The sequence below is a fragment of the Pseudomonas sp. ERMR1:02 genome (assembly GCF_002277815.1).
Lineage (GTDB): Bacteria > Pseudomonadota > Gammaproteobacteria > Pseudomonadales > Pseudomonadaceae > Aquipseudomonas.
In genome coordinates, this window is the sequence record NZ_NKJI01000021.1 from 1 (window position 1) to 15923 (window position 15923).

Annotated in this window: 15 protein-coding genes and 1 pseudogene; 10 read left to right on the plus strand and 6 right to left on the minus strand. The window is 61.1% G+C overall.

Annotated features, from left to right (window positions below):
* Nucleotides 1–181 precede the first annotated feature (181 nt).
* The 4 genes and pseudogenes from CES87_RS26460 to CES87_RS26475 form a co-directional block, all read right to left on the minus strand.
* Nucleotides 182–698 (minus strand): annotated as a pseudogene (locus CES87_RS26460) (methylamine dehydrogenase light chain).
* Nucleotides 699–716: 18 nt separating this feature from the next.
* A complete protein-coding gene (gene mauD / locus CES87_RS26465) occupies nucleotides 717–1337 on the minus strand; it encodes a methylamine dehydrogenase accessory protein MauD (protein ID WP_128608426.1) in 621 nt (206 codons plus the stop codon).
* A gap of 5 nt (nucleotides 1338–1342) precedes the next feature.
* Nucleotides 1343–1882: a MauE/DoxX family redox-associated membrane protein gene (locus CES87_RS26470; protein ID WP_128608427.1), complete on the minus strand. Its 540-nt coding sequence runs from the start codon at nucleotides 1880–1882 to the stop codon at nucleotides 1343–1345.
* A gap of 13 nt (nucleotides 1883–1895) precedes the next feature.
* Nucleotides 1896–3047: an amine dehydrogenase large subunit gene (locus CES87_RS26475; protein WP_128608428.1), complete on the minus strand. Its 1152-nt coding sequence runs from the start codon at nucleotides 3045–3047 to the stop codon at nucleotides 1896–1898.
* An 842-nt stretch (nucleotides 3048–3889) separates the two neighbouring features.
* Between CES87_RS26475 and CES87_RS26480 the strand changes: the two genes are divergently transcribed.
* Nucleotides 3890–5494: a DUF2235 domain-containing protein gene (locus tag CES87_RS26480; protein WP_256591103.1), complete on the plus strand. Its 1605-nt coding sequence runs from the start codon at nucleotides 3890–3892 to the stop codon at nucleotides 5492–5494.
* Nucleotides 5487–6134 carry a DUF2931 family protein gene (locus tag CES87_RS26485; RefSeq protein WP_128608429.1) on the plus strand — a complete coding sequence of 216 codons (648 nt, stop codon included), beginning with the start codon at nucleotides 5487–5489 and terminating at the stop codon, nucleotides 6132–6134. Before CES87_RS26480 ends, CES87_RS26485 begins: the two co-directional genes overlap by 8 nt.
* A gap of 120 nt (nucleotides 6135–6254) precedes the next feature.
* Here CES87_RS26485 and CES87_RS26490 read toward each other — a convergent pair whose 3' ends face one another.
* Together CES87_RS26490 and CES87_RS26495 are read right to left on the minus strand one after the other, a co-directional pair.
* Complete coding sequence (locus tag CES87_RS26490) at nucleotides 6255–6572, minus strand: DUF6124 family protein (protein ID WP_128608430.1); 318 nt, start codon at nucleotides 6570–6572, stop codon at nucleotides 6255–6257.
* A gap of 564 nt (nucleotides 6573–7136) precedes the next feature.
* Nucleotides 7137–8618, minus strand: coding sequence for an ATP-binding protein (locus tag CES87_RS26495; RefSeq protein ID WP_128608431.1), 1482 nt, complete (start codon nucleotides 8616–8618; stop codon nucleotides 7137–7139).
* 353 nt (nucleotides 8619–8971) lie between these two features.
* On the opposite strand from CES87_RS26495, the gene CES87_RS26500 reads away from it, so the two are divergent.
* The 8 genes from CES87_RS26500 (at nucleotide 8972) to CES87_RS26535 (ending at nucleotide 15822) form a co-directional block, all read left to right on the plus strand.
* On the plus strand, nucleotides 8972–10135 hold the full coding sequence (locus CES87_RS26500) for an acyl-CoA dehydrogenase family protein (protein WP_128608432.1): 1164 nt from the start codon (nucleotides 8972–8974) through the stop codon (nucleotides 10133–10135).
* Nucleotides 10136–10177: 42 nt separating this feature from the next.
* Entirely contained in the window at nucleotides 10178–10549 is a 372-nt protein-coding gene (locus CES87_RS26505; protein WP_128608433.1) for a hypothetical protein, read from the plus strand.
* Between the two features lie 3 nt (nucleotides 10550–10552).
* Nucleotides 10553–11023 carry a nuclear transport factor 2 family protein gene (locus CES87_RS26510; protein ID WP_128608434.1) on the plus strand — a complete coding sequence of 157 codons (471 nt, stop codon included), beginning with the start codon at nucleotides 10553–10555 and terminating at the stop codon, nucleotides 11021–11023.
* Complete coding sequence (locus tag CES87_RS26515; protein ID WP_128608435.1) at nucleotides 11020–12144, plus strand: amidase; 1125 nt, start codon at nucleotides 11020–11022, stop codon at nucleotides 12142–12144. The genes CES87_RS26510 and CES87_RS26515 overlap by 4 nt, the downstream gene beginning before the upstream one ends.
* A 23-nt stretch (nucleotides 12145–12167) precedes the next feature.
* Nucleotides 12168–13451 carry a Rieske 2Fe-2S domain-containing protein gene (locus CES87_RS26520; RefSeq protein ID WP_128608436.1) on the plus strand — a complete coding sequence of 428 codons (1284 nt, stop codon included), beginning with the start codon at nucleotides 12168–12170 and terminating at the stop codon, nucleotides 13449–13451.
* Entirely contained in the window at nucleotides 13448–13948 is a 501-nt protein-coding gene (locus tag CES87_RS26525; protein ID WP_128608437.1) for an aromatic-ring-hydroxylating dioxygenase subunit beta, read from the plus strand. The genes CES87_RS26520 and CES87_RS26525 overlap by 4 nt, the downstream gene beginning before the upstream one ends.
* Before the next feature lie 9 nt (nucleotides 13949–13957).
* A complete protein-coding gene (locus CES87_RS26530) occupies nucleotides 13958–14698 on the plus strand; it encodes an SDR family NAD(P)-dependent oxidoreductase (protein ID WP_128608438.1) in 741 nt (246 codons plus the stop codon).
* Nucleotides 14699–14871: 173 nt separating this feature from the next.
* Nucleotides 14872–15822, plus strand: a complete 951-nt coding sequence (locus CES87_RS26535) for a PDR/VanB family oxidoreductase (protein WP_128608439.1) — start codon at nucleotides 14872–14874, stop codon at nucleotides 15820–15822.
* Nucleotides 15823–15923 lie beyond the last annotated feature (101 nt).

Genomic DNA, 15923 nt, shown 5'->3' on the forward strand with positions numbered 1-15923 from the left:
CCTGCGTCCCCTGTAGGAGCGAGCTCGCTCGCGATGGTCGTTAACGATAACGCTGGGGCCTGATACCCCGCGGCGTTCTCTGGTCCATCGCGAGCGAGCTCGCTCCTACAGGGATTTGTGTTGTGGCATTAACGGTGCACCAAAAAACGCCGATTGCCGAAGCAACCGGCGGTAACGCGGTTTAAACCGCCACGCCACGGATGATCGAAACGGTGCAGTGATAGATGTGCGATTTGGCGGCCAGGCACCAGTTCACATCGTTGTTGTTGAACGGTCGGTAGGCCGGTTCTTCACTGTCGTTACGGGCAGGCGCACTGGGCGCAGCTTTGCTTACCGCAGCAGTCGTTGTACGAAATGATGTAGTCCTTGCCGTCTGCCGGGTTGCGGCAGGTGCCGATCCAGGACTTGCGAGCCTCGGTGCCCGGTGGGCAGGAGGTCACCGAGCCGCCGCAGCAGCTGCACAGAAAGCCGTCGATGGAGCAGTAGCGCCAGTAGTCGCAGCTGTTTGGATCACCGGGGTCGCCGGCTTTCGGGTCAGTGGCGGCCAGCGCCTTGCTGGTACGATCCAGCGGCAGCAGCAGGGGCAGGGCGGCACCGGCCACCATCAGCGAACCCATGCGCGACAGCAATTTGCGGCGCGAGGTAGTGTCGGCAACACGGCGCGTCGAGCGCTCGAACAACAGATCCAGCAGTTTCATGAAGGTCTCCCTGCCTTATCAGTGGCTATGGCCGTGGCTGTGGTCATGGTCGTGGGGTTGCGCGTTGAGGTATTGCTGCAGCGTGGCGTGCTTCAAGTGCTCGACTTCAAACAGGCTGTCCAGGTGCTCGCGGGAGTTCACCAGGCCTTTGGCGCGCAGGGTGCCGGACTTGTCGATCAGGGCGGCGTACGGCAGCTTGCCGATCTGGTAGGTCATGCCGACTTGCGGGCCGACCACGTAAGTGGCGTCTTCCAGTTTGTGTTCGCGGATCAGCGCTTGTTGGGCGTCCATGTCGCCGTCGCTGACGAACACCACGTCGAGCGTATTGGCTTGATCCTTGGCGATGGATTTGATCGCCGGCAACAGCGACTTGCAGATCGGGCAGGTCGGCGAGAGGAAGAACAGCAGTTGCGACTTCTCGCCGGCATAACCGAAGTTCACCGGGCGGCCATTGCGGTCGGCGGCGGTGATTTGCGGTGCGGCTTCATTGACGGCCACGCCTTTGTCGACCATCAGTGCGCCAGCCGGAGCCAGGCGACCGTGCAGAACGCCAATCTGACGGACCAGGCCCATGACGACAAACGCCACGGCCACCAGCAATACCCAGAGCAGAACGTTGGAAACTATCAAGCCTTCCATTTTGATTACCTACCAATCAATTTGAGCAGAAGAGGGGAGTTCGCCAGCAGGCCATCGGCCGCGGCGTAGATGAGCAGCGCGACGGCGGCAGCGGCCAGCGTCACAAAGCCATCGAACACATTCATGTCACGGACAACCGGCGTGACGCTGGCCAGCAGCGCCAGCGCCACCAGCACGCTGTTGCGCAGCAGCAGGATCGGGCGCAGGGGTTGCGCCTGATCCGGGCCGGCACAGCCGCAGTCGATGTCGCGACGACCGCGCCACAGGTTGATACCAATGGCCGCGGCATACAGCGCCAACAGGCCCGCCGCGCTCAACGCCGCCCAAGGCCGGCTGACCGGCACTAGCAACGCGAACGCGATGGCCAGTTCCAGCAGCGGGACCAATCGTGCGACGGGGCGCACTAGCGAATCGGGCAGCAGTTGATAATCGGCAAGCTGGTTGCGAAAACGCGCTGGCGCTCGCACCTTGTGGGTCGCGGCACTGGCCAGCAACACCGCAATGGCGATGGCGCTGGCAATGATGAAGATCGGATCTGATTGCATGGCCGAACCTCGTTTAGTAGCTCATGACCTGAGTCGCGGTTTTCGCGACCTTGGCCATGGCGCCGGTGTGCTGGTTGGTCTTGAGGTCGAAAATCTGCAAGCCGCCCTGGACGTCAGCACCCAGCAGTAGCGGTTTGTCGTCGCCGGTGGCCTGCATGCTCCAGATCGGGGCCGGGGCTTCCAGGGTGGCGATTTTCTTCCCGGTCTTGAGGTCATAGGCCCAGATGAACGTGCTCGGGTCTTCCCACTTCATCGGTTCGTGGGCGTCATGCATCAGCACGTACAAGCGGTTCAGCTTCGGCGCGACCGCCATCAGCTGCCAGCCACCTGGTGCCCAGCCAGCCTTCTTCTCTTCGTCGTTGACCAGCGACCAGCTCGGCAGGATCTTAGGCGCGTCGCCGCTGAAATCCACACCGCGTACGGTGCCGGTGGTGGTGGTGGTGAAGTAGTAGGTGTCGTCGACGTTGACCGCGCGCTCCACCAGTTTTTCTGCGTTCGGATCAAAGAACGGCGTGCGGCTGCGCGCGGTTTCCTTGCCCTCGTCGTTGATCGTTACCACTTGCAGGCTGCCGTCACCGCACAGCGAGGCGAAACGGCGTTTGCCGATCGGGTAGTTGAGCACGCAACCGGGAATCGCGATTTCCGAGGTGACGGCTTTGCTCTGGGTATCGACCACGGTCACCGAGGTCGACGGGGTGAAGTTGTAGACGTAGACGAAGCGGTCATCGCCGCTGGTCTTCAGGCCGTAACGCTGGGTCAGCGATTCAGCGCGCTTGTTCGGGATCAGCACTTCCCAGGCAGGCGACAGGGTCGAGGTGTCCCAGGCGGTCAGCACGTCGGTGCGGGTGCCACGGGTACCACGGGAGTACCAGATGTCGGCGGCGTAGATCAGCTTGCCGTCATGGCTCAGGGCCGAAGGCGCGGCAAAACCGGTCGGCACCATGCCCAGCACGCGCTTCTGGTCGGGATCGACCACGGTGATACGGCCGGCGACGAAACTTTCGAACTCGACATCGACGATAAACGCGCGGTGCGGTTCAGCGGGGAAGGCCAAGGTGGTCTGGCCGATCGTGTCGGCGGGCAGGTCCGCACGGGCACTGTTCAAACCGAGTACAAGCAGGCTCAGGCCTAGCGCTGACTGTACGGAGATCCTGTTTGTTCGCATAAGGGGAACTTCCTGAATTGTTGGTAACGCGGATCGCGGGTGAGTGGGCAGATTCTGACCAGTGAATAGTGCCTCGCCCGGCAATCGGGGGAATTGCCCTGCCTGCCAAGTGTTTGTGTGTCTGTGCCAGTGTCATCAAATCCGTGCCAAACCCTGATACTGCGGGGCTGCGCCTCTGTAGCAGCTGGCGAAGCCTGCGTCCGGCTGCGCAGCAGTCGTAAAACCACGCATTGCGGTCTTTCAGTTAAACCGCGTCTCGCGACGCGTCCTACATGATTTAAGGAAGCGTCCTATTTACCAAAAAGGACAAGGATTCCAGGGTAACGCCCCTCGGTGATTGTCACGCCTGCGGCTGTTCGCGCAATGCGTCTGCTGCGGTGACAAGGACGCCGGTCAACAACTTCCAGGGATCATGGAAAATGAATACGCCATCCACTCTGTCGTTAATCGACCGCGCCACTTCTGCACTTCTCGATTCAAACAAAGGCCACCCTCCCGCGAACAAAGTCCGGATCCTCAGCACGTCGCCAGGCACTGCGGTGGCTGAGTATTTCCAGCTTTGTGTGGAGGGCTGAACCATGGCACGTATGGACGTTAACGGCCTTGGTCAGGGGCTGGACGGTGACCTGACTACCACCGGTGCGGTGTGTATCAGCAGCTTGCCCCAAGCGAGACAAGGAAAACGGGGAGTATTAAGACTTGGAGACAAAACCACCCCATGCCCACGTTGCGGAAAAGTGGGTGAAATAGTAGAGAGCCTGCCCGCCATGAAGTGGCTTGGCATTCTGACCGTACTGGATGGGGCGCGAGTCCACTGTGGCTGCCCAGCTGGCAAAAACCGGTTGATCGCTCCACTCGAGCGGCCGTCGCGCCTTGCTCGGTCCGACCACGGTGACGTGACTGCTCAGCCAGCCGCGCCCGGCGGGTTTACCAGCAAACCTGCGCCTACATCTGTTCGGTCTGTCTCGCAGCCGTCAGCGGAAATACTCGAAGAAGAGGAGGAAGAAGAAGAGCTGACGTCAGGCATCACCGTGCGCTTGGGGCTGTTCTTCGACGGTACCGGTAACAATCAGGCCAACAGCGAGGCGGCTGCGGGGTGTTACGCGGTGAACCTGGGCATGCCGTCGCAGGTGGCCGAGGACATTCGCCAGCATTGTGCGGCGTTTGGTTATGACGGTCTGGGTGGCGTGCCGGATAACAGTTATGGCAATGAGGTCACGAATGTGGCGCGGTTGCATGATTTGTATCCGGATCAGGCCGAGGAGCAGTTATCGGATGAAACCCAAGAGGTCTACATCAAGGCTTACCTCGAAGGTATCGGCACCAGCAGCGGCCGAGAAGACTCTATTTATAGCCAGGGTACCGGCACAGGGGAAACTGGCGTGATTGCGAGAGTCGAGCAGATGCCGGCACTGGTTTTGAATAAGTTGCGGTTTCTGCGGGACAACAATCCCGACCTTCTGATCCGCCGAATTGAGATCGACCTCTTCGGTTTCAGTCGGGGGGCGGCAGCCGCGCGGCATTGCGCCAACGACCTGCTCAACGGCAAAGGCAGTCTATTGGCACGGGCTCTACCAACAGGCTCCCCCATACTAAGTGCTGACTTTAACTGGAATCACCGCACCGACTTCATCCTCAACTTCATCGGTCTGTTTGACACCGTGGCCGGTATCGTTTCGCCACTTGACGTCGACTTCACCCCGCACAATGCCCTTAATCCTGGGCTCAATCTGGGCCTGGCACCAGGCAGCGCGCGTAAGGTGGTTCATCTGGTGGCCCGGGATGAATATCGCCACAACTTCTCCCTGAACCAGACCGAACAGGAGATCGAGCTACCCGGTTGCCATTCCGATATCGGCGGCGGTTACCTGCCGCTGGCCGCGGAAAAGCTGTTGCTGAGCAAGCCCGACAGCAGCCTTGAGCATGCCCGTCTACCCAATGAAAGCAGTCAGGCCTACTGGCGAACTCGCCAGCGTTTTGAGCGAGAGGCAAGCCAATGGCAGGCTTATCTGCCACCTGAAGGGCTGAGCATAGTCACCTGGTCGGTGGACACCCAGCGCCGCATCCGTGATACCGAGCCGGAAATGCGGGTGTATGCCGCCATTGCCAGCCAGCGTCAGGTACGCGGGGAACTGTCGTTGGTGTACTTGCGCATCATGCGCGAATGGGCGGTGCGTGGCGGGGTGGCGTTCGAAGCGATACCCGACACTCCCGAATTCAATTTGCCGACTGAGCTGCAGCCCATCGCCGCCAAGTTGCAGGCCTTTGCCCTGGGTGAACCCTATACGTCGCTGACCAGCGAAGAGTCCTCGCTTTTGCGTCGGCGCTATATCCATCTCTCGGCCAACTGGAATGCCGCCAAGGGTTGGAACAACAGCGATCTGGATGTGGTGTTCATCAATCGGCCGGCCGAAGGAAGCCAGCGTATGGAACATCCTAATGAATAGTCTTGGGAGATTGACGCTGTTGGCGTTGATCCTGGCGCTGACCGGCTGCGGTAACCGACTGCCTTACGACTCCTGGTATCTGGGTTTTGGTGTTCCGGACTACATGGACGTGTGGATCGAAACCGCCGACGCGGTGGATATCCACGACCGCGTGTTCCGTCGCGCCACGAGTGGGGTGGCCTCGATACAAAGGCCAAAAAATCTGAAGGGTGATCCCCATGGTTGGCCTGAGCGACCAGGAATGGGCGCGGGCAAGCATGTCTTGAGAGCCGACTTGCCACGCCTGATCTATGTACGCTGGCAATCACTGGTAGAACCGCAGACCTACGAGGCTTACATCCCGATTCCCGAAACCACCCGCGAGGCGATGCTCAAGGGCGAAAGGACCTATTGTGCTGCAGACGGCAAATGGATCACCGGCTATCGAGATGTATTGACAGTAGGCCTTGCACCCGGAGGTATCGCACGTGTCTGGGTATTAGGTGCCTGCTTAAAGCCGTTTGATGTGGCACGGGTAGAGGGTACTGTCGTGAAGCTAGGTCCATCTCTGGGCCAAAACGGTGGCCGGTACGCATTGCCACTGAAACCTTCATCCAAAGCCTACATCGAGAAGTTCGGGATCCCGTATGGCTCCTGGTGATCCCCAAACAGTCAGCCAAGTCACAGTAATATTCGTGTGGTATGAAAAACCGCGGCCTTGGGTAGGGTCGCGGTTTTTATGGATCGAGAGCTAAACAATCCCCTCACCACAGGTCAGTGGTCACTCCTGCGGATCGAGGTTATCCAACGCTCGATTCACCGCCAGATCCGCCAGCATGATCACCTGTTGAATGCCCAGCATCGTGCTGCGTTGCGGCCCGTCCAGAAAGGTCGCGAAATCGCTGGCCATGACGCTGGCCGAAGCGAGGGATTCGCAGGCGTGGGCGAGCAGGTCTTCGGTGCGAATATCCGCTGTGATGGAGAACACTGTGCTGGGGATGTGCGGGGAGGTGGATTTCAGAATGGCGGGTTTGAGGTGGAGTTCGTGGGCGTGGTTTTCGGTTGAGGATTCTGGGGGATTGGGGGAGGGCTTGACCATGGTAATACTCCTTGATTGATGGAGCCGCCACGGTTCGCTGCGAAACGAAGAAGGTGGCAGCTGTGCGCAGGTTCGCAGACCGGGAATCAAGGAACCCGGCAGACTCGAAAGTCTCCCGCGCACAGCCGCCATAACGCATTTCAACAGACGAATAAAAGCGCCAACTGAAAGGAAACGGTGGCGCTGAGCGCCTTGATTGACCCAGGCTGCGAAACCCGGTCGCTGAATTGGCAGCGACACGGAAACGATAGAGACCAGGGCCAAGGCGCACAAGCCGGCGGATTCTGGCGTAGTTGTAGGCAGCGACGCAAGGCGCTGTAGCTTTGCTCCGGTCCTACAACTACCGGTTATCTAACAACCCGTTTTCCTCTCTCGCTGATATTTTTCGTGACGCGTCCTACGAGATTTAGGGGCGTTTCCTATTTACCAATATGACAAGGATTTTGCTCGTTCCTGCGCTCTGCGTGGGAACGCCTCATCGGACGCTCCGCGTTCGGCCTTGGATGGGACGCGGAGCGTCCCGGGCTGCATTCCCACGCGGAGCGTGGGAACGATCAGGCGGCGTCAGGCATGGGTGGCCAGGGGCAGGGAGAAGCTGAACACGGCGCCGCACGGTTCCAGGTTCTGCGCCCAGATATCCCCCCGATGGCGGCCAATGATGTTCTTGCACAACGCCAGACCGATGCCATTGCCGCTGACCTTGGACGAGAAAAAGCCATCGAACAGCTTTTCCTGCGCCTCGGCCTGAATCCCGCGTCCACGGTCTTCTATGCGCACCAGCGCCACGCCGTTTTCGGCACTGGCATGGATGCGCAGCACGCGGCGTTCGAGGGGCAGGTCGGCCATTTCTTCGATGGCATTGAAGGCCAGGTTGAGAATCACCTGACCGATCAGCACTTTCTCGCAGCTCACCCGCAGCGGCTCGGGGGCCGTGACGATCTGCACTTTCACCAGACTCGGATCGGCCCGCAGGCTGATGAAATATCGGGTTTCGCGCAGCAGTTCGTTGAGGTCGATCAGTTCCTCGCTCTGCTCCAGCTTGACCACGTAATCGCGCACGCTCTTGATGATTACCGAGGCGTGTTCGATCTGCCGCACGGCACTTTGCAAACCCCAGACCACGCCTTGATCGGTATCGGCCGTATTACCCAGTCGAATCACCGCGCCTTCGATGAAATTTCGGGTGGCGGCCAGCGGTTGGCTCAGCTCGTGAGCAATGGCCACGGCCATTTCGCCCATGGCGTTATAGCGCGCCAGGTATTCGATTTTTTGCTCGCTGACCCGTCGGGCATCTTCGGCGCGCACTTGCTCGGTGACGTCGCGAAACAGCAGCAAATGACCAACCAGGTCGTCTTCGATTTCGATAAATCGACAAGTCGCGTCATGCCAGCGCCACTCGCCGTCACGCCGCTGCACGCGGTAATGCACGCTGAAGGGCGCATGTTCGGGTGTCTCGTTGGACAGCTGTTGCATCAGGCGCTGGCGCGAAGCGTCGTCACACCAACTTAGGAAGTTTTTGCCGATCAGCTTGTGCTCGTCGCTGTTGAGCAAATTCGCCCCGGAGTCGCTGATAAAGCGAATCTCACCCTCGGGACCCAGCACCGCCACGCCTTCCGCCAGGTCCTGCATGAATGCCTTGAGCCGGCTTTCGAAACGCTTGAGGTCACGCTTGACCTTGTCTTCCCTGGATATGTCGCGGAACTGCACCATCAACACATCGCGACCTTCCAGATGCACCAGCGTCGCGACCGCCTCGGAAAGAATCTCCACCCCTTGCTTGGATCGATAACACCACTCGATGGCGCGCTGGCCCGTGCGCGCGGCGCCCTCCAGCCAGCGCAAGCCCACCGAGCGCCGGTACTTGGGCGCATCGCGTGTCATGTCCGGGGCTTTCAGCGGGGTCAGCTCCTCAAGGGTAAAACCCAGCGCCGACAGGGCGGCGGCATTGGCCCAGAGAATCTCCTTGCTGTGGGCATCGTGAAGAATGATGCACAACGGCATGGCTTCGATCAGCGTGAAAAAGTCGTTCTGTTTCGGCAAGTACATCGCGCAGCCCTTGGCGGCAGGGGATTGTGACCGGTGTAACCGGAAGTATGGCTTTTTATACCGGCTCGCGCCCGGGGATGCGCTCAGAGGTAACCGGGGGCGGCCTAGGGGATTTCTTTAGCCGGGGGGCTGCACGCACCAATAGTTGCGCCGGCATGTGGTTTTTACACTGGACCGCAATGCAAGGGTGACGCCGATCCCTGTAGGAGCGAGCAAGCTCGCGATGGTCGTTAACGATAACGCTGGGAACCTGACACCCCGCGGTGCCTGGACCTCCATCGCGAGCATGCTCGCTCCTACAGGGGGTAGGTCGCCATCACCCCACCTAACAATAAGCAAAACGGAGAAAGCCCATGCTGCGTTCAGCGGTTGCGCAACAAGACGCCCTGATCGGCGTTGACGAGCATGTCATCGACAGCCAGGCATTCCAGCAAGTGCTGGACGAAGTGCGTCAACGTCGCGACGAATTCGACAGCGTCTCCCACGTGCCACGGGACATGATCGAGCGCTTCAAGCAGGTGGGCATCTACCGCGCCGCCACGCCGAAATGCTACGGCGGCGACGCACTGGCGCCTGCACGTTTTCTGCAGATGATCGAGCGTATTTCCGAAGCCGACGGCTCCGCCGGTTGGGTCGCCAGTTTCGGCAGTGCCGGCGTCTATCTCGCCGCTTTACCGCCAGAAACCCTGGCTGAAATCTACGCCGACAGCCCCGATCTGGTGTTCGCTGGCGGCCTGTTTCCGCTGCAACCCGCCGAAGCAGTAGAGGGCGGCTGGCAAGTCAACGGCACCTGGAAATTCGCCAGCGGCTGCAAGGGCGCTGACTTGCTCGGTGTGGGCATCGGCGCGGCGGGCGGCAAGCCTCGCACCGCGGTGTTCCGACCGGATCAGGTCGAGATCGTCGAGAACTGGGACGTGGTCGGCCTCAAAGGCACTGGCAGTCATGACCTGCGCGTAACCGATAAGCGCATCGACGAGCGCTGGACGTTTATCAGAGGTGGGGCTGCGACCATTGATGAACCGCTGTTCCGCTACCCATCGATTGCCTACGCCGCGCAAGTGCTGGCGGTGGTCAACCTCGGCCTGGCCCGTGCCGCCCTCGACGAAGTCAGCCGCATGGCCGGCGGCGGTGGCATCACCGGCGCGCCGAAAATGGCTGATCGCGCTTACGTACGCATCGAGATCGCCAAGGCCGAAGCCAAGCTCAGTGCCGCCCGCGGTTTTTTCTACAACGCCACCGAACAGGTGTGGAACTCGATCCTGGCCGGCAACCCGGTCACGCCGGAGCAAACCAGCCTGTTGCGCCTGTCCGCCATCCACGTGTCCCAGGCCGGCGCCGCCGTGGTGCAGAGCGCCTACAGCCTGGCCGGCACCACCGCCATTTACCTGCGCCACCCGCTGCAACGCTACCTGCGTGACTCGATGGTGGTGACCCAGCACGCCTTCCTCAGCGAAGGGCTGTACGACGGCGCTGGCTCGGTGTTCCTCGGCGTACCGCCGTTCCCTGGCTACATCTGATTTTCGTCCCGACTTTTAAACTTGAGCCAAAGGATCAACAGCATGTCCCAAGCTACCCAGGAACCGTTGCGCGTCGTCTTCTGCATCGGCATCACCCAGAACTTTTTCGACCTGCCCACCGGCGAAGGCCTCAGCGTTTGGAAGGGCTTCAGCCAGATGATGGGCGATCTCGGCGCTATGCCCGGCATCACCGTGCTCGGCGCCATGGATGACGACCGCCTGATGGTCGGCCCGTCCACCACCTCGCCGTGGACCGTGTACATCATGGCCGACGTCGACTGCCACCAGTCGGTGATCGATGCCTGCAACCTGTTCCGCACCACGCCGGTAAACGAATACAGCCTGTGGCGCTACGCCAGGGTCGAAGCGCGCATCGGTCGTGCGCTGACCATCCCTGATGCGGCCAGGGTGTAAGCCATGAACGAGGCCTTGCTGCTGCGTCTGTCGACGCTCGAAGGAGAGAGTGCAGTGCGTCGTCTGATGGCGCGCTACATGGACCTGTGCGACGTGCCGAGGGCACCCACCAATGTCAGCGAACTAGCGGAGCTGTTCTGCATCGATGCGATCTGGGAAGGCGTTGGCCGCGAGACGGCACAGACCTTTGGTCAGCATCGTGGGCGTGAGGCCGTGGCGGCGTTTGTTGGCGGTTATTTGCCGCCCTCGGATCACTTTCAACTGAACCTGCACTTCCTCACCAGCGAGTCGATTGTGGTCGACGGCAGCACGGCGCAGGGGCAGTGGATCATGCAGCAGATTTGCACTTACGCGGATCAGCGCAGCGAACTGTTCGGCACCCGTTTGAACATCGATTTTCGCTGCGTCGACGGCATCTGGCTGATTGCGCATTTTCGCACGCAACGCTTGTTCAATACGGAGCTGGGCGCATGAGTACATTCATCAGCGAATTTCTGCTCGGCGGCAGCGGCAAACGTGTTGCGATCAAGGATTCCATCGACATCGCCGGCTATCGGACCCGCTCCGGTAGCCGTGCCTTTGCCAACGCAGCACCGGCGACAAAAAACGCCGACGTGGTGGACGCAATTCTCGGTGCCGGCTGGCAGATCGTCGGCAAAACCAACCTCCATGAACTGGCCTTTGGCGTCACCGGCATCAACGACTGGACCGGCACGCCAGTGAATCCACAAGCGCCGGACCGGGTGCCGGGTGGTTCCTCCAGCGGTTCGGCCTCTGCAGTCGCCGCAGGCCTGGCGGACATCGCCATCGGCACCGACACCGGTGGTTCGGTTCGGGTGCCAGCAGCGTGCTGCGGGGTTGCCGGGCTCAAGCCAACTTACGGCCGTGTCAGCCGTGTCGGCGCGCATCCGCTGGACTCCAGCCTCGATTGCGTGGGGCCGTTCGCCAGGACCATGGACGATTTGATCGCCGCCATGCAGGTGATTTGCCCAGGCTTCGACGTTCAGGGCCTGCCTGCTGACGGCGCCAAAGTCGGCTTCCTCGAAGTCGCCTGTGAAGCACATCTGCAGGCCACCTTGGGTGCCGCTGCCGACCGCGCCGGCTGGCGTCGCAGCAGCCTGCACTTGAGCGAATTCGAAGCCGCGTTCGCCGCCGGCCTGACCGTGATCAATTTTGAAAACTGGGCTGCCTTCGGTCACCTCACTGGCCTTGGCCTGATCGGCGCCGATGTCGAACAACGCCTGCTGGCGGCCAGCCGCACCACCCGCGAAGAACTGGCCCAGGCCGAAGCCGTACGCAGCCGTTTCACCCATCAGGTGGATGCTGCGCTGGAAGAGTTCGCAGTGTTGCTGCTGCCGACTTTGCCGAGCCTGCCGCCAACCCTGAGCGAGGCGCGCGCCGGCAGCAAAGCCGTGGCCGGCATGACCCCGCTGGTACGGCCCTTCAACCTCAGCGGCCATCCAGCGCTGACGGTGCCGGTGGAACTCGATTGCGGCGGACTAAAAGTTGGCCTGCAGATTGTCGGCCGCAAAGGTCAGGACGAACTGGTCTGCGCCTTCGGTGCGCAGCTGCAAGCCTCTACAACTCATTCATAAAAACAAGCCATGAGGAGAACCGCATGAGCACTCATGAATACCGGCTGATCGCATCGTCGAAAAGCCCGGACGAACTGGTCCAGCACGACCGCGTCGACGTCTCGCTGTACAACGACCCGGCGCTGTTCGAAGCCGAGCTTGAAAAGATTTTCTATCGCACCTGGGTGTGGGTGGCTCACGAAAGCGAAGTGCGCAACAGCGGCGACTTCAAGACCGCCACCATCGGCCGCCGCCCGGTGATCGTGGTGCGCGACAAGAAAAACAACATCAACGTCCTGGAAAACCGTTGCCGCCACCGTGGCGCCACGGTGTGCGAGAAGCACAAGGGCAACGCCACCGGTTTCACCTGCCCGTACCACAGCTGGTCCTATGGCCTGGACGGTAAGCTGCGGGCGCTGCCATACCCGGACGGCTACGAAGGCATTCTGGAAAAATCCGAGCTGCCACTGACCAGCCTGCGCGTCGAGAGCTACGCCGGCATGGTCTTCGCCAGCTACAACGACGACATCGAACCGCTGGAAGATTTCCTCGGCGGCGCCAGACACTGGATGGACCTGTTCATGAAGCAGGGCGCCGGCTTCCCGATCAAGACCCAGGGCGAACACAAGTTCAGCTTCAAGGGCAACTGGAAGATCCAGCTGGAAAACACCACCGACGGTTACCACTTCCCGATCGTGCACAAGTCGTTCATGTCCTCGGTGGATGAAGAGACTTCGCAGATGCTCTCGTTCATGACCGACGAGCAAGCCGTGACCCACTCGCTGGGCAACGGTCACAGCGTGATGGTGATGGTCCCGGAACACGTCGACCTTGATCACGACGACGGCACCGAGCAACTGCAAGAGCGCTTCGCCCACGTCACCGAAGAACTGTCGAAAACCATGGAGCCTGCACAGGTACGGCGCATCGTGCGTTCGCTGCACGGCGCCGGGTTCAACCTGAACCTGTTCCCCAATGTGGCGATGTCGATGTCGTTCTTCCGCGTATTGCGCCCGGTGTCGGTCACTGAAACGGAAATCCGTCACGTTGCCCTGGGCATGGACGGCGGCCCGGAAATCGCCAACCGCGAGCGTATGCGCATTCACGAACACTTCCAGGGCCCGTTCGGTTTCGGCAGCCCTGATGACGCTGAAGCCTGGGACCGCGTGCAGCGCGGTTCGTATGCCGGCGTCGACGCGCCGATCCTGGTCAACCGCGGCCTGAACCGCGAAATCACCGCTGAAAACGGCGACAAAGTCAGCCACGCCACCGACGAAGGCGGCATGCGCGGTGCCTACGACATGTGGAAAAGGATGATGAGCCAATGAACAATCACGACACCCTGAACAGTTTTGCAGGCACCTTGGCCCAGGCCATCGAATTCATCTGGCGCGAAGCCGAACTGCTCGACCACAAGCACTACGCCGAGTGGGCGACCTTGTGGAGCGAAAGCGGCAAGTACATCGTGCCGATCGACCCGGACACCGAAGACTTCGAGGCCAGCCTCAACTACGCATACGACGATGCACGCATGCGTGACCTGCGCATCGAACGCCTCACCGCCGGTTACTCGCCGTCGGCGGTGGATGCGGCGAAAACCATTCGCACGGTCTCGCGCTTCCGTCTGGTGGAAGCCGCCGGTGACATCGTCGAAGTCAACTCGGCGCAGTTGCTTTACGCCTACAAACGCGGCGTGCACACGCCGTTCGTGGCCGACCTCAATCACCGCATTCGTTTCACCGACGGCGTGCCGACCCTGGAGCGCAAAGTCGTGCGCTTGATCAACTCCACCGACAGCCTGAGCGCGCTCGGCTTCCTGCTGTGAGGCAACATCATGAGTCGAGTAGCCTTGGTAACAGGCGCCTCGCGCGGGTTGGGCGAGTGCATCGCTCGCCGTCTGCACGCAGCGGGTTATCGCGTCGGCCTGGCCGATGTGCAGATAGAAGGCGTGCAACGCCTGGCGCTGGAACTCGATAGCAGCGGCGCCAGCGCCATGGCCATCGAGCTGGATGTGCGCAGCAAGGCGGATTTTCAGCGGGCCCGTGACTTGCTCACCGAGCGTTGGGGCGGCAGCGACATTCTGGTGAACAACGCCGGAGTATCGAAAGTCGCGGCGCTGATGGACATCACGCCCGAAGAGTTCGACGAGTCGATGGCGATCAACCTGCGCGGCACCTTTGTCGCCTGCCAGGTGTTCGGCGCGCACTTTGCCGAGCGTGGCTTCGGGCGCATCGTCAATATCGCTTCGCTTGCCGGGCAGAACGGCGGCACCGCCACCGGTGCGCATTACGCGGCAGCGAAGGGCGGCGTGGCGACACTGACCAAGGTCTTCGCCCGTGAGCTGGCGCCTCAGGGCGTGACGGTCAACAGCATTTCGCCAGGTCCGCTGGACCTACCGGTGGTGCGCGAAACCGTGCCTGCGGAGCGTCTGGAGCAGATTATGAAAATGATCCCGGCCGGTACTCTCGGTGACCCATCGTACATCGCTGACAGCGTCCTGTTGTTGATCGCCGAACACGCCACCTCCGTAACCGGTGCGTGCTGGGACATCAACGGCGGCTTGTTCATGCGCTGAACATGGCAGGACACGCCCCTTGTAGGAGCGAGCATGCTCGCGATGGTCGTCAACGATGACGCTGGAAACCTGGCACCCCGTGGCGACCTCAGGTTCATCGCGAGCATGCTCGCTCCTACAGGGGGGCAGCCGAGCCTTTACCGTTAAACAAAAACAAGTATTCAGGTGATGCAATGATGAAGGTGAAGATCGAAAGGATCGTCGACGAAGCGCTGGATATCCGTTCCTTTCGCCTCGTGCGCAGTGACGGCCAGCCGCTCGACACCTATGAACCGGGTGCCCATGTCGACCTCACCGGCCCGACCGGCGTGACCCGCCAATACTCCCTGTGCAGCCCGCCCCAGGATCGTCGCGCCTATCTGGTAGCGGTGAAGAAAGAAGCTCTGTCGCGCGGTGGCTCGCTGGCCCTGCACGAGCAGGTAGAAGAGGGCATGGAGCTGGAGATGGGCGCGCCGCGCAATCTCTTCCGCCTTGATGAAACGGCCACCGAACACGTGCTATTCGCCGCGGGCATCGGTGTGACGCCGCTGCTGAGCATGGCCTATCGACTGGCGGAAAACGGCCAGCCGTATCGCCTGCATTACTTCGCCCGCTCGGCAGAGTACGCCGCGTTCACCGAACTGCTGGCGGCGAATTTTGCCGACCATGTGCAGTTCCACTACGGTGTCGAACCGGGCGACCTGGACGCCGCACTGAGCGAATGCCTGAACTGTGCCGGCAGCGCAGCCCATGTCTACACCTGCGGCCCGGCGCCGTTTATGAACAAAGTGGTGGAGGTAGCGGCGCGCAGCCGTTCGGCCGACGCCATTCACCTGGAGCACTTCGCGGCCGATCCCGCGGCCAATAGTGCCCCGAGCGGTGGTTTCGAAGTGGAGCTGGCCAGCTCCGGCGTAGTGCTACACGTGCCGGCCAACACCAGCCTGGTGGATGTGTTGCAGGCCCACGGTTGCGACATCGACACCGAGTGCCGCGAAGGCATCTGCGGCACCTGCATAGTCGAGGTATTGGACGGCGTGCCGGAGCACCGCGACAACTGTTTGTCGAACAAGGAAAAGGCTTCCAACAAGCAGATTTGCGCCTGCGTTTCACGGGCGCTTTCCGCTCGTCTGGTATTGGACATTTAAGCGCTTTCAACGCTGGAAAGCCGACGCCGGAGCCTGTTGAATGGGCGCCCGGCGGCCGTCAGGGAGGAGACGGCTGGAGTACGAATCATTTTTAGCGAGCC